Consider the following 13,606-nt stretch of genomic DNA (forward strand, 5'->3'; position numbering starts at 1 on the left):
GCACCAGCGCATGCTGGTTCTCGCTTCCGTGATGATTATGGCGCGGCGACAATCGCAAACACTAATATCACTTCTCACTGCAGCACGTTGCGCAGTATCCCTGTGGTACAACTGAACTCAGTTGTTGCTGTAGGGGGCCTGAACAATGTCGCTTAATACCTCTGCCGCACCACAGCGTGCACATCTGAAAAAATCTCTGACTCTGATCCCGGTCGTCATGATGGGCCTGGCGTATATGCAGCCAATGACCCTGTTTGATACCTTCGGCATCGTGTCAGGCCTCACCGACGGTCACGTCGCCACCGCTTATGCTTTCGCGCTGATCGCGATACTGTTTACTGCCGTGAGCTACGGCAAGCTGGTACGCCGCTTCCCATCTGCGGGCTCCGCTTACACCTATGCTCAGAAGGCTATCAGTCCGCACGTCGGCTTTATGGTGGGCTGGTCATCACTGCTGGACTATCTGTTCATGCCGATGATCAACATCCTGCTGGCGAAAAGCTACTTTGAGTCGCTGGTGCCGGGCATTCCGTCGTGGATTTTCGTGGTGCTGCTGGTGGCGTTTATGACCATCTCCAACCTGCGTGGGATCAAAACCGTGGCCAACTTCAACAGCGTCATTGTGGTGCTGCAGGTAGTGGTGATGGCGGTGATCACCGGTATGGTGGTGTATGGTGTGGCACACGGTATTGGCGCTGGTACGCTGACCAGTACGAAGCCGTTCTGGTCTGAAAATGCGCAGGTGGTGCCGATGATTACCGGTGCGACCATTCTCTGCTTCTCGTTCCTTGGCTTTGACGGTATCAGCTCGCTGTCGGAAGAGACCAAAGATGCCGAGCGCACCATTCCACGCGCGATTTTCCTGACCGCGCTGATTGGTGGGGTGATCTTTATTGGCGTCTCGTACTTCCTGCAGCTGTACTTCCCGGATATCTCGCGTTTCCAGAATCCGGACTCTTCACAGCCGGAAATCATGCTGTTCGTGGCGGGTAAAGCGCTGCAGATCGGCATTCTGATTTTCTCGGTGGTGACGGTGCTGGCCAGCGGCATGGCGGCACACGCCGGCGTTTCGCGTCTGATGTACGTGATGGGCCGTGACGGCGTGTTCCCGCAGCGTTTCTTTGGCTTCGTGCATCCAAAATTCCGCACGCCGTCGCTGAACGTGCTGCTGGTTGGTGCGGTAGCGCTGCTGGCGATCAACTTCGACCTGGTCACCGCAACGGCGCTGATTAACTTCGGTGCGCTGGTGGCGTTCACCTTTGTGAACCTGTCGGTGATTGCCCAGTTCTGGATTCGTGAGAAGCGTAATAAGACGCTGAAAGACCACCTCAACTATCTGGTGCTGCCCATTATGGGTGCGCTAACGGTGGGTGCGTTGTGGATCAACCTGGAAGAGACCTCGATGGTGCTCGGCCTGGTGTGGGCGGCGATTGGTATTGTTTACCTGGCGTTTGTGACCCGCACGTTCCGCAATCCGGTACCGCAGTTTAGCGAAGAGGTGTAAGGCTTTTCCCTCACCCTAACCCTCTCCCGCCCGCGGGAGAGGGAACCGCCCGAGCGTGTGTCAGGTATCAGCCCAGTAGCTGTACCAGAACGCACTATACCTCTCCCTCTCCCCGTGGGAGAGTACCGGGGTGAAGGCACCAGAACGCACTAGACCTCTCCCTCTCCCTGTGGGAGAGGGCCGGGGTGAGGGCATCAGCCCGCACCATACCTCCCCCTCTCCCCGTGGGAGAGGGCCGGGGTGAGGGCACCAAAACGCACCATACCTCCCCCTCTCCCTGTGGGAGAGGGCCGGGGTGAGGGCATCAGCCCGCACGAAACCCTGCTACGAAACCAGCTCCTGCGCATACAAATACAGCGCTTTCAACTGCGCCATCTTCTCTGCATCACCCTCATGTAAACTGGCCAGCGACTCCAGCTCCAGCAAAAACGCCTGCACCCGCTCCGCATTAAGCTGCTCGCGGCGGTGCTGCAGCCAGCGCTGCTGCTCTTTATCATCCAGCGTGCCGGGGAAGTTGCGGGCGCGATAGCGGAACAGCAGCTTCGCGATACGCTTATCCTCAAAGGTCAAATCGAGCGCAGGCAGGTTCTGCGGCGGCGTCTGGCGCAGGATGTTCATGCCGGCGCGATCGGCGTCGCTGAAGAAGCCGTCATAGAGTTGCGCATCGACATCCTCCGACGGCGTGAACGGCTCCGCTTCGGCAAACAGCGTCACCACATTTTCCCGCACCTCGGCATGCTGGCGCAGCAGGGCCAGATTCGCCAGACAGTGCTGACGATCGATACCCAGTCGTTCGGCATCTTCCGGGCGCAATGTATTGGCCGGGGCCAGGACCGGGCACTTATTGATGTGCACCAGCTTGATCGGCACCGCCGGCAAATCGCCCAGATCGCTGTGCCGCGTATACAGCCGCTCGCGCAACTCATCCGGCGGCAGCGTCAGCAGCGGCGTCATGTCGCCGGCCAGATCGGCCACGATCAGCGCGTTTTTGTTATCCGGATGCCATGCCAGCGGCACAATCCAGCTGGTATTACCGCGCGCCGCGCCGAACATGCCGGAAACGTGCACCAGCGGCTTCATCTGCGGAATATCAATCAGCGTCATCAGTTTCTGCTTGTTGCGATGAGTAAACAGAAACTCAAACAGCTTCGGCTGCTTCTCCTGCACCAGCTTTGCCATCGCCAGCGTGGCATACACATCGGACATCGCATCGTGCGCCTGTTCGTGTGCCACGCCGTTAGCCTGGGTGAGATGCTCCAGTTTAAAGCTCGGGAAACCGTCGTCGTTCTCCGGCCAGACGATGCCTTCCGGGCGCAGCGCATAGCAGGCGCGCATCACGTCGAGCAGATCCCAGCGCGAATTGCCGTTCTGCCAGCTCCAGCCATACGGGTCGATAAAGTTGCGGTAGAAGATATTGCGCGTCACTTCGTCATCGAAGCGCACGTTGTTGTAACCGATCACACAGGTCTGCGGTTCGCTGAACAGCGCGTGAATGCGCTGAGCAAACTCCACTTCCGGCACGCCGCGCGCGTTGGCCACCTGCGGCGTGATACCGGTGATCATTACCGCTTCCGGCTGCGGCAGGTAATCGTCCGCGAGCTGGCAGTAAAACACCTGCGGTTCGCCCACGGCGTTAAAGGCTTTGTCGGTGCGCAGGCCTGCAAATTGCGCCGGGCGATCCAGCGACGGGCTTTTGCCGAAGGTTTCATAATCGTGGAACAGAAAAGTAAACTCAGAGGCGGGCACGGCGTTATCCTGGCTATGGAAAATCAACGCACAGAATAGTCGTCAGCCCGGTACAGCACAACCTCGATCGCCATCGCTGCGAGCGGGCGCGCAGCATTTGTCCGCGGTTCATACTTTTTTTCAATTTATTCAGATATCAAAGCGCTATTTGCCGTAAAACGTGCGGCGGTAAATTCATTTATTTGATGTTGAGGAAGAAGTGTTGAAAAGGCGTCTGTTGGTAACTGTATCTGGAATGATTGTTTGGGCATCGCTGGCGCACGCGGATGACAGCATGCCGTTTCCCCTGACGCCGTCGGCCATTGATGCCGCGTCCTGGGTGCTGATGGACGCCACCACCGGGCAGATCCTCACCGCGGGCAACCCGGACGCGGAGCGCAACCCGGCCAGCCTGACCAAACTGATGACTGGTTATGTCGTCGACCGCGCGGTCGATCAGAAGAAAATCACCCGCGACGATGTGGTCACGGTGGGCAAAGATGCGTGGGCCGCCGGCAATCCGGTGTTTAAAGGCTCGTCGCTGATGTTTCTTAAGCCGGGCGATAAAGTCACCGTGCGCGACCTGATGCGCGGCGTGATCATCGATTCCGGCAATGACGCCTGCGTGGCGCTGGCCGACTATGTGGCCGGCAGTCAGCAGAGCTTCGTCAACATGATGAACAGCTACGTGCAGAAACTCGGCCTGACGCACACCCACTTCGAAACCGTGCACGGTCTCGATGCGCCGGGGCAGCACACCACCGCGCGCGATCTGGCGGTGCTGTCGCGCGCCATCATCAACGGTGAGCAGGATTTCTACGCCATGTACAGCGAGAAAACCCTCAGCTTCAACGGCATTACCCAGAACAACCGTAACGGCCTGCTGTGGGATCAGAATCTGCACGTCGACGGCATGAAAACCGGCCACACCGAGAGCGCCGGGTTCAACATCGTCGCCTCGAACATCGTCGGTCGCCATCGTCTGATTGCGGTGATCATGGGCGGGAAAAGTTCGAAGGGACGAGAAGAGCAGGCGCGTAAACTGCTGGTGTGGGGACAGAACAATTTCGACACCGTGCAGCTGTTCCACGCCGGGAAAAAGATCGGCAGCGAAAACGTCTGGTACGGCAACCCGCACAAAGTGGACGTCGGTACCACCGAGGATATCTATCTGTCACTGCCGCGCAGCGAAGTGTCGAACGTAATGGCGAAGTACGTGATCAATCGTAAAGACCTCGAAGCGCCACTGAAAGCCGGCGAGCAGGTGGGCGAAATTCAGGTGCTGGATAAAGACAAGCAGCTGGCCAGCTATCCGCTGTACGCGCTGCAGTCGGTCGATGAAGCAGGCATCATCACGCGCATCAGCGATTACGTGAAACAGAAACTGTAAGCCGTCGGGCGATAAGCAAACGCTGCGTTACATCCTTGTGTGCACTGAGAAAACAAGATGTAGCGCAGTTGTATTATTGCGCAAAAAGTTGCGCCAGCCCCTCAATGTTCGTGCTGCGCCAGGGTAACATAGCGCGCAAATTTTTATCGCACCCGGACCACCATGTTACGCGCTGACAAGCCCATCTCTCCGATTGAGTTCTGGTTTTACCGCCACTACCGCGCCGTGCACGGCGTACGCATCGCTATCGCCTTTGTGCTGTGTTTTCTGTTTGTCCGTCTCACCGATATTCCGGAAGGCACCTGGCCGCTGATCACGCTGGTGGTGGTGATGGGACCGATCTCCACCTGGGGCAATGTTTTGCCGCGCGTGGTGCAGCGTATCAGCGGTACCTTTGCCGGGCTGATATCAGGGCTGATCGCGCTGAAGCTGGAGCTGCTGTCACTGCCGCTGATGCTGGTGTGGTGCTTTATCGTGATGATCGTCTGCGGCTATCTGACGCTGGGCAAACACCCGTATATGGCACTGCTGATCGGCATCACGCTTGGCGTGGTGGTCGGCGCGCCGGCCGGCGATTTCACCGTGGCGCTGTGGCGCGGCGGCGATGTGATCCTCGGCTCGCTGATGGCTTTACTGTTCAGCGCCATCTGGGCGCAGCGCGCCTATACTCACTGGCGCATTCAGCTGTCGGACGCCTTTATCAACATGGCGAAGATTCATCACGCCGGCTTTTCTGCCAATCTGGTGGAGAAGCCGCGCCTCAATCCGCGCTTCCAGAAGCTGCTCACCAGCGTGATCAAAATGCGCGCGCTGCTGGAGCCGGCGAGCAAAGAGACGCGCATCCCTAAATCGGTGTTTGAAGCCATTCAGACCATTAACCGTAATATGGTTAACACCATGCAGATGCAGATTGAAGCCTGGTGGGCGTCGCGCGAAAGCCATCTGATTCTGCTTAACGCGCCGACGCTGCGCCGCACGCAGCAGATGACCGAGAACACCCTGAACGCGCTGGCGGCGCTGATGGTGAAAGGCGAGACCGAACAGGTGATTGCCAACAGCCACGAGCTGGAAGCCATCACCCAGGAGCTGGAAGCGCTGATCGCCAACGGCAGCGCGCGGCTGGAGACCACCGCGATTTACGGTTACGTCTGGCTGAGTCTTGAGCAGGCGCGTCAGCTGGAGCGCATGACAGACCTGGTGCGTCTGGCGCTGCGCAAATAGTTTTCTCAGGCAATGACTTAGTGCGAATTGCCCTTTCTTTGCGCTAAGATAAGTGCCAGTCCGAATTTAGCGGTGAAAATTGCGAACCCGGCTTATAAGCCGCTAAGCTAAATGTCTTCCCGGTTTATGACTATTTTGCCTGCCGCGGCAGGCCACAAGAAAGGTGCCAACATGGAAAATGCCAAGCAATCATTTCAGGACGTACTGGAGTTTGTGCGTATGTTTCGTCGTAAAAACAAACTGCAGCGCGAAATTACGGACAACGAAAAGAAAATCCGTGATAACCAGAAACGTGTGTTGCTGCTGGACAACCTGAGCGAGTACATCAAACCTGGTATGAGCGTGGAAGCGATTCAGGAAATCATCGCCAGCATGCGCGTGGATTATGAAGATCGCGTAGACGAGTACATCATCAAAAACGCCGATTTGTCGAAAGAGCGTCGCGAGCTGTCGAAAAAGCTCAAAGCGATGGGCGAACCAAAAGGGCAGTAAGCTTCACGGGCTCGATAGCCGCGTTTTGTTCCAGGGTCGCCATTTATGGCGACCTTTTTAATGCCCGCGCCAGCTGCTGTAACTGCTGCGCAATCTCCGCCACATCCACCTGCTGCTGCAACGGCGCCGCCGTGGTGGCGCGCAGGACCAGCTCGGTCTCCAGCGGCTGACTGTCCGGCATCTCTCCCTCCAGCTGCGCCAGCAGACGATCGACGCTCACCGTGCCTAACTGCTGTAAATCCTGGCGCACCGTGGTCAGCGGTGGCTGATACCACGCGCTCTCCGCCGTGTCGTCGTAACCGATGATCGACATCTCCGCCGGAATTCGTACGCCATGCTGATGCAGCGCGCGCATCGCGCCCAGCGCCATTTGATCGTTGGCCACCAGCAGCGCCTGCGGCAGCTGGTCGGGCAGCCGGGTCAGCAGCGCCTGATAGCCGGACGCTGCGCTCCAGTCGCCGCTCAGTACGCAGTGCGGCACCAGCTGATGACGCGCCAGCGCCTGTTGCCAGGCGCTAAATCGCGCCCGCGCTGACGCGGAGCTGGCAGGCCCGTTCAGCACGCCAATCTGCCGGTGGCCGAGCGCCACCAGATGATCCACCGCCTGCTGCGCACCGCTGGTACTCCGGTACTGACACTGCGCCACGGCCGCGCTGCGCTCCACATCCAGAAACAGCGTCGGTTTGCTGCCGCACTGCTGCTGAATCTGCGCCGCCTGCGCGGCATCCAGCGGCAGGTTGATCAGCAGAGCATCGACGCGCTGCGCCAGCAGTTCATGTACCGTGTCCTGCGCGTGGCTGGTGGCATTGGCCATGGCGATCACCAGATGATAGCCCTGCGCCGCCGCGCGCTGCTGAATCGCAGAAGCAATCTGCGCTGGCGCCATTAGCGCCAGATCGCTGGTCGCCAGACCGAGCGTGCGCGTGGCCTTACCGGCCAGCTGCTGCGCGACCCGGTTTGGCACGTAGCTGAGCTGCTGCATCGCGGCTTCCACCCGCGCGCGGGTGCGGGGTGACACCTGCGCCGAATGGTTCAGCACCCGGGAAACCGTTTGATAGGAGACGCCAGCCAGCCGGGCGACATCGTCAAGCGTTACGGAACGCGCTGTCATTGATCCCTCCTGATGAGAATGCGGCGAGTGTAGCAAATTTTTCCCTGCCGTCGCGGTATTAAGGCGTTACACTGCCAGTGATAACGCAAGGAGAAAGTGATGCAGCTCAATGACCATCAAATTCAGGATATCAACACCATTGCCGCCTGGCTGGCGCTCGATCAGCTGCCAAAGGACGGTACGCTGGAGGTCGATTTAGCCATACTTGCCGGACATGCGGTGCTGCCAAACGTCGAAGCGGTGATTGCGCTGGCGAAGAAATATCAGCTGCCGTTGCTGATCAGCGGCGGCATCGGTCATTCAACCGCGCTGCTGGCCGCGATGATTGCCAGCCATCCGCTCTATCGCCAGATCGACACCGCCGGCAAGGGCGAAGCACAGCTGCTGGGCGAGATGGCGCGCGTATTTGCTGAGCTGCCTGACGATCAGCTGCTGCTGGAAACCGCCTCACGCAACTGTGGCGAAAACGCCGCCCTGAGCCAGCGCCTGCTGGATGAGCAGCAGTGGCAGCCGCAGCGCGTGCTGCTGGTGCAGGATCCGTTGATGCAGCGCCGCAGCTGGGAAACCTTCCGCTGGCAGTGGCGCGATCGCGAGCATGCGCCGGAATTCATCAGCTGGCCGGTGTTTGTGCCTCAGGTGATGATGGATGCGGGCATGCTGCGCATCGTTGGCGCGCCGCCGCAGGGGTTGTGGTCAGTGGAGCGTTTTCTGTCGCTGCTGATGGGCGAGGTGCAGCGCCTGCGTGACGACGCCAGCGGCTACGGCCCGAACGGCAAGGGGTTCTTCGGGCACGTTGATATACCCGACGCGGTCGAAGCAGCCTGGCAGCGCCTGATGCAGCTGCCCGGCGTGCAGTCGCGGTTGGGTTAAACCGTCACCAAAAGCATATGTGATTGAGTAAAATAATATTTTGCACTATCCGTAGCGGCGCAATTTATTGCGCAACCGGCCGCGGTGCGGAAATGCACATTGCGCGATAAATCGCGCCGCTACGGTTTGTGCGACTGGCTGGTGCCGCAATGACCTGTCGCACAAATAACAGGATGCGCATTCATGCGCACCTGGCACGCCACGCACCGGACCGATCACCGCGTCTGCAAATACACCTGTAAATTCACATACACCGCGTTCAGCAACGGCGTCGCCACCGCATGGCGTGCGCCGCGCACCAGCAAATCGCCGATGATCTGATCGGCTTCGATATCGTAGCCCTGGGTTAAATCGCGGTACATGGATGAGGTCATCGCTGCATCAGGATTGTTCAGCGTCTCATAAATCTTCGCCGTCACGGCCGGACGCTGTTGGTAGCCATCGGCGGTGATCACCGCCAGCACCTCGGCGAAAATGCCCTGTAACAGCGCTTCACCACCGGCTGAACGCAGGATGTGCTGCGTATTGCCGCGCGCCACACAACACACGGCACCCAGCGTGCTCAGCAGCAGCCACTTCTCCCACAGCTCACTGATAATGTTATCGGCGAACACGCTATCAAATTGCGCATCACGCAGCGCGGCATCCACGCGCGCCAGACGGGCATCGTTGTTGCCGTCCAGCGCGCCGTAGTAAAGCACGTGCAGCGGCGACAGCTGCATCACTTCGCCGTGCTCGCCCAGCGTGGCGTGAATCTTACACAGCCCGCCAATCACCTTGTCACCGAAACGTGCGCGCAGCCTATCAATGTGACGCATACCATTGAGGATCGGCATGATCAGCGTCTGCGCGCCAACCGCCGGAGCGATGTCTTCAATCGCCTGTTCCAGCGCAAAGCTTTTCACCGTCAGGATAATCAGATCGTAATCACCGGTCAGCGTCGAGGCCAGCGCCAGCTGCGGTTGCAGCACCGTGCTGCCTTCCGGCGTTTGCAGCACCAGTCCGGTCTGTTGCAACTGCTGCTGCCGGCGCTCGCGCACCAGAAAGGTCACATCACGGCCGGCCTGCGCCAGGCGCGCGCCAAAGTACCCGCCGGTGGCACCGGCTCCCACAATCAGAATACGCATGGACTGTTTTCCCGTTAAGCATGAAAGCCTTACCTTAAAGCGCTGCGCGTCACTGCGCCACACCGCAAATGCGGAAAACCGTGACAATCTCAGCGATGAGCAAAAAAAGCTCAAACTGTTCGTATTCATTCGTACAATGGGTTTATGCTGGGGCACAGCGGCGGGCAATGGTGCCTGCCGGTTTTTTTCGTCAACAGACTAAGGACGCATCATGCCCCGACCCCTCCCCATCGAACGTTATCGCAACATCGGCATCTCCGCGCACATCGATGCCGGTAAAACCACCACCACTGAGCGCATCCTGTTTTACACCGGAATGAGCCACAAGCTGGGTGAAGTGCACGATGGCGCGGCAACCACCGACTGGATGGCGCAGGAGCAGGAGCGCGGCATTACCATCACCTCGGCGGCGGTCAGCTGCTACTGGCCGGGCATGGACGGCAGTTTTACGCCGCACCGTATCAACATCATTGATACTCCCGGACACGTTGACTTCACCATTGAAGTGGAGCGCTCAATGCGCGTGCTGGATGGTGCCGTGATGGTGTACGACGCGGTCGGTGGCGTTCAGCCGCAGTCAGAAACCGTCTGGCGGCAGGCGAATAAATACCACGTGCCGCGCATTGCGTTCGTCAACAAGATGGACCGCCAGGGCGCGGACTTTTTCCGCGTGGTGCAGATGATGAAAGATCGCCTGCAGGCGCATCCGGTGCCGATTGTCATTCCCATCGGCGCTGAAGAGCAGTTCAGCGGGGTCATCGATCTCAACAAAATGCGCGCCATCTACTGGGACGACGCCAGCCAGGGCATGAGCTTTAGCTATGCGCCGATTCCGGACGCGCTGCAGGCGCAGGCGGCGGAGTGGCGGGAAAACATGGTGGCAGCAGCGGCAGAAGCCAGCGAAACGCTGATGGATCGCTATCTTGAGCAGGGCGATCTCAGTGAAGACGAGGTGATTGCCGGGCTGCGGCAGCGCACGCTGGCGGGCGAAATCCAGCCGATGCTGTGCGGCAGCGCGTTTAAAAACAAAGGGGTGCAGCGCATGCTCGATGCGGTCATCGAACTGATGCCTTCACCGCTCGACGTGCCGCCGGTCGCCGGCATCAACGAGCGCGGCGAACACGACGAACGCCATGCTGACGATGAGGAACCTTTCTCGGCGCTGGCGTTCAAGCTGATGAGCGATCCTTACGTCGGTCAGCTGACCTTTGTGCGCGTCTATTCTGGCGTGCTGCGCAAGGGTGACAGCGTGTGGAACGCGGTGAAAGGGCGTAAAGAGCGCATTGGCCGCATCGTGCAGATGCAGGCTAACGATCGCATCGAAATTGATGAGATCCGCGCCGGTGATATTGCCGCCTGTGTCGGGCTGAAAGAGGTCACCACCGGCGAAACGCTGTGCGATCCTAATGCGGTAATCACGCTGGAGCGCATGGAGTTTCCCGATCCGGTGATTTCGCTGTCGATTGAGCCAAAGACCAAAGGCGATCAGGAAAAAATGGGGCTGGCGCTGCAGCGGCTGGCGGCAGAGGATCCGTCGTTCCGGCTGCACACCGATGAGGAGTCTGGTCAGACCATCATCTCCGGCATGGGTGAACTGCATCTGGAGATCATCGTCGACCGTCTGAAACGCGAGTTTGGCGTGGAAGCCAATATTGGCCGGCCGCAGGTAACCTACCGCGAAACCATCCGCAAAACGGTGCGCGAGGTAGAAGGGAAATTTGTACGTCAGTCGGGCGGTAAGGGCCAGTATGGTCACGTGGTGCTGACGCTGGAGCCGCAGGCGGCCGGAAGCGGTTTCGCCTTTGAAGACGCGACCAAAGGCGGCGTGGTGCCGCGCGAATTTATTCCTTCAGTGGAGAAGGGCATTCGCGAAGCGCTCAACAGCGGCGTGCTGGCCGGTTATCCGGTAGTCGACATCAAAGCCACGCTGACGTTTGGCTCTTATCACGACGTTGACTCGTCCGAGATGGCGTTCCGCATGGCGGCGATCTTTGGCTTCAAAGCGGCAGCGAAGCAGGCCGATCCGGTGATACTTGAGCCGGTGATGCAGGTGGAAGTGGAGACGCCGGAAGAGTATGCCGGCGGCGTGATGGGCGATTTGTCATCCCGGCGCGGCACGCTGCAGGGCATGGACGAGCGTTTCGGCGCGCGCATTATCCGTGCTGAAGTGCCGCTGGCCGAGATGTTTGGCTACGCCACCACGCTACGCTCAATGTCGCAGGGTCGCGCCACGTACAGCATGGAGTTTGCCCACTACGCCGAAGCACCGCGTAACGTCGCGGAGGCGATTATCGCGGCTCGTGCACAGTAAGCTTGCTGGCGGCAGGGATGTCGCCGGTTAGTGCTTAATTTACAGCGCCGTCACGCCCAGCGCGGCGGCGTCATCTTCCCAGCGTTTAACCTCGTCAAACCAGTCGCGCTGCGGTACAGAAAAGCCCGCCAGCAGGTTGGCCTTCATCACATCCTTGTAGTCCTCCACATTGGCCAGCTCAAATAGCGTGCTGCGCAGCTTTTCCAGCAACAGACTGTCGGTTTTCGCCGAGGTTATCAGCGGCAGCGCGGCACACAGCGGGGTTTCACCGATAATGGCTAAGCCCTGCAGCTCCTGCGGCCGGTATTTGCGCAGCAGCGCCCAGGTGATGCAATCAATCGCGGCGAGGTCGGCCTGTCCGGCGCGCAGCGCGGCCAGCGACTGGCGGTGGCTGCCGCTGAACCGGGTGGTGGCGAAGAATTTGCCGTCCCGGGCCAGCGGCGCGACCACATAGCGCAGCGAATTGTATCCGGAGTGTGAGTCATTGCTGTTGCACACTGCGCGACGGCCGCGGAAATCAGCGAGACTCAGGTTCTCATCTTCCTGCCGTGCCACCAGCCAGCTGCGATAGCGCAGATCATGGCAGCCAGGCGCATTGGACTGAAACGTGCCCACCAGTTGCACGTCAGGCAATAGCGCGACCAGCGGATAGCCGCAGGTCTGACTCAGCAGCAGATTGTCATCACGCCAGTGTGGCAGCAGGTCGTCGTGCCACTGCACCTCAGCCTGCACGCCGCGCTTCGCCAGCAGCCGCGTCAGCACTGAGGTCATGGCCAGCGTGCTCGGGTGGTCGATGTCGTACATCGGTAAAGAGATGATGTGCATTCTGTGCGTCCTTGTGGTGTCCCGGGTGGGCGTTAACGTCGATCGGCTGACGCCAGAAGCGCTTCATCCATTCGCCGTAACCGGCAACGCGAAAACCCTGATTACGCTGATAGTAGCCGTCGCGGTAGAGCAAATAGACTTTGCGCAGACCGTACCAGGGTAAACCGGGCAGATCGTGATGTACAGAATGATAGTTGAGATTCAGGAACAGCAGGCGCCATGGCCAGGCCGCTTCGTTATTCACCGAGCGCGCCAGCGGCGCCTCATCGGCACGATGTTCGTAAAATGAGCGCACCTTGGTCAGCATCAGCGCCGGATAGCTCACCGCCAGCACCAGCCACAGCGGGGAAAAGCCGTGCAGGCTGAGCCAGTAAAACAGCCCGGCCAGCAGTAGCAGATGCACCAGCCACATCATCATCGCCGGCACGTCGCGCTGCACCACGCTTTGCGTCAGCGCGCGCAGCGTGGCGAGGATATCCAGCAGCGGTCCCAGCAGCAGACGTCCCGGAAAGGTGTTGCGCAGATGTATAACGCGCTGTTGCCAGGGTTTGAGCCGTGCCCAGTGCGCCGGCGACAGATAATAGGTTTCCGGATCATCATGCGGATCGGTCAGGGTGTGGTTGCGGTGATGCGCCAGGTGCGAATCCCGGTACAGACCATACGGATACCACACCGCCAGCGGCAGCGTGCCAAACAGCTGATTAAGACGCGGCAGGCGCGTCGGATGGCCATGAATCAGCTCATGCTGCAGCGACAAATACCAGGTGGTGAACAGGATCAGCAGCAGCGTGGCGAGGGGCAGGCCCAGCGTTTGCCAGTACAGCACGCTGGCGAACCAGCCGCTATAAACGGTAATGATTAACAGCCAGGTCGGCAATTCGCTGCGCCAGAGCCAGCTGCGCGCCAGCTGTTGCACCACTTCACGCTGTTGCGCACTGAGGTAGGCGGAGGTTCCTTTGACCATGTTCATGTATTCAGTCAGCGAGACGGGAAAAGATGCGCTCACGATGCGCGATACGCGTGATAAACA

The 13,606-nt window shown here is 59.4% G+C and carries 11 protein-coding genes; 6 read left to right on the plus strand and 5 right to left on the minus strand.

The features are described from left to right. Positions 1-145 precede the first annotated feature (145 nt). Positions 146-1,504 carry an APC family permease gene (locus AC6I8F_RS07440; RefSeq protein ID WP_058757322.1) on the plus strand — a complete coding sequence of 453 codons (1,359 nt, stop codon included), beginning with the start codon at positions 146-148 and terminating at the stop codon, positions 1,502-1,504. 324 nt (positions 1,505-1,828) lie between these two features. Here the strand turns inward: AC6I8F_RS07440 and sbcB are convergent, their stop codons facing one another. Further along, complete coding sequence (sbcB, locus tag AC6I8F_RS07445; RefSeq protein ID WP_159378489.1) at positions 1,829-3,250, minus strand: exodeoxyribonuclease I; 1,422 nt, start codon at positions 3,248-3,250, stop codon at positions 1,829-1,831. A 202-nt stretch (positions 3,251-3,452) separates the two neighbouring features. On the opposite strand from sbcB, the gene dacD reads away from it, so the two are divergent. The 3 genes from dacD (at position 3,453) to tmaR (ending at position 6,332) form a co-directional block, all read left to right on the plus strand. Continuing rightward, a complete protein-coding gene (gene dacD / locus AC6I8F_RS07450) occupies positions 3,453-4,619 on the plus strand; it encodes a serine-type D-Ala-D-Ala carboxypeptidase DacD (RefSeq protein ID WP_282955287.1) in 1,167 nt (388 codons plus the stop codon). 162 nt (positions 4,620-4,781) lie between these two features. Further along, entirely contained in the window at positions 4,782-5,840 is a 1,059-nt protein-coding gene (locus AC6I8F_RS07455; RefSeq protein ID WP_021509368.1) for an FUSC family protein, read from the plus strand. Between the two features lie 171 nt (positions 5,841-6,011). After that, entirely contained in the window at positions 6,012-6,332 is a 321-nt protein-coding gene (gene tmaR / locus AC6I8F_RS07460; RefSeq protein ID WP_021509369.1) for a PTS system regulator TmaR, read from the plus strand. Between the two features lie 43 nt (positions 6,333-6,375). On the opposite strand, the gene AC6I8F_RS07465 is transcribed toward tmaR, so the two are convergent. Further along, on the minus strand, positions 6,376-7,443 hold the full coding sequence (locus AC6I8F_RS07465) for a LacI family DNA-binding transcriptional regulator (protein ID WP_498028684.1): 1,068 nt from the start codon (positions 7,441-7,443) through the stop codon (positions 6,376-6,378). A gap of 99 nt (positions 7,444-7,542) precedes the next feature. On the opposite strand from AC6I8F_RS07465, the gene AC6I8F_RS07470 reads away from it, so the two are divergent. After that, on the plus strand, positions 7,543-8,313 hold the full coding sequence (locus AC6I8F_RS07470; RefSeq protein WP_058782001.1) for a YdcF family protein: 771 nt from the start codon (positions 7,543-7,545) through the stop codon (positions 8,311-8,313). A gap of 215 nt (positions 8,314-8,528) precedes the next feature. Here the strand turns inward: AC6I8F_RS07470 and AC6I8F_RS07475 are convergent, their stop codons facing one another. After that, positions 8,529-9,440 (minus strand): ketopantoate reductase family protein, encoded by a 912-nt coding sequence (locus AC6I8F_RS07475; protein ID WP_498028685.1) that lies wholly within the window; start codon positions 9,438-9,440, stop codon positions 8,529-8,531. 211 nt (positions 9,441-9,651) lie between these two features. Here AC6I8F_RS07475 and fusA point away from each other — a divergent pair, with 211 nt between their 5' ends. After that, positions 9,652-11,751 (plus strand): elongation factor G, encoded by a 2,100-nt coding sequence (gene fusA, locus AC6I8F_RS07480; protein WP_021509373.1) that lies wholly within the window; start codon positions 9,652-9,654, stop codon positions 11,749-11,751. 39 nt (positions 11,752-11,790) lie between these two features. On the opposite strand, the gene AC6I8F_RS07485 is transcribed toward fusA, so the two are convergent. Both AC6I8F_RS07485 and AC6I8F_RS07490 read right to left on the minus strand, forming a co-directional pair. Then, the gene (locus tag AC6I8F_RS07485; protein WP_223815647.1) at positions 11,791-12,576 is read right to left on the minus strand and encodes a phosphate/phosphite/phosphonate ABC transporter substrate-binding protein; all 786 of its coding nucleotides are present in this window, start codon (positions 12,574-12,576) and stop codon (positions 11,791-11,793) included. Beyond that, entirely contained in the window at positions 12,473-13,540 is a 1,068-nt protein-coding gene (locus AC6I8F_RS07490; protein WP_498028686.1) for a fatty acid desaturase, read from the minus strand. The genes AC6I8F_RS07485 and AC6I8F_RS07490 overlap by 104 nt, the downstream gene beginning before the upstream one ends. Positions 13,541-13,606: the final 66 nt, after the last annotated feature.

The organism is gamma proteobacterium symbiont of Axiagastus rosmarus, assembly GCF_059730925.1.

Coding starts and splice junctions, on each gene's coding strand:
- fusA (WP_021509373.1), top strand. CDS start 9,652: ATGCCCCGACCCCTCCCCATCGAACGTTATCGCAACATCGGCATCTCC.
- AC6I8F_RS07455 (WP_021509368.1), top strand. CDS start 4,782: ATGTTACGCGCTGACAAGCCCATCTCTCCGATTGAGTTCTGGTTTTAC.
- AC6I8F_RS07470 (WP_058782001.1), top strand. CDS start 7,543: ATGCAGCTCAATGACCATCAAATTCAGGATATCAACACCATTGCCGCC.
- AC6I8F_RS07485 (WP_223815647.1), bottom strand. CDS start 12,576: ATGCACATCATCTCTTTACCGATGTACGACATCGACCACCCGAGCACG.
- AC6I8F_RS07465 (WP_498028684.1), bottom strand. CDS start 7,443: ATGACAGCGCGTTCCGTAACGCTTGACGATGTCGCCCGGCTGGCTGGC.
- AC6I8F_RS07440 (WP_058757322.1), top strand. CDS start 146: ATGTCGCTTAATACCTCTGCCGCACCACAGCGTGCACATCTGAAAAAA.
- AC6I8F_RS07475 (WP_498028685.1), bottom strand. CDS start 9,440: ATGCGTATTCTGATTGTGGGAGCCGGTGCCACCGGCGGGTACTTTGGC.
- tmaR (WP_021509369.1), top strand. CDS start 6,012: ATGGAAAATGCCAAGCAATCATTTCAGGACGTACTGGAGTTTGTGCGT.
- AC6I8F_RS07490 (WP_498028686.1), bottom strand. CDS start 13,540: ATGGTCAAAGGAACCTCCGCCTACCTCAGTGCGCAACAGCGTGAAGTG.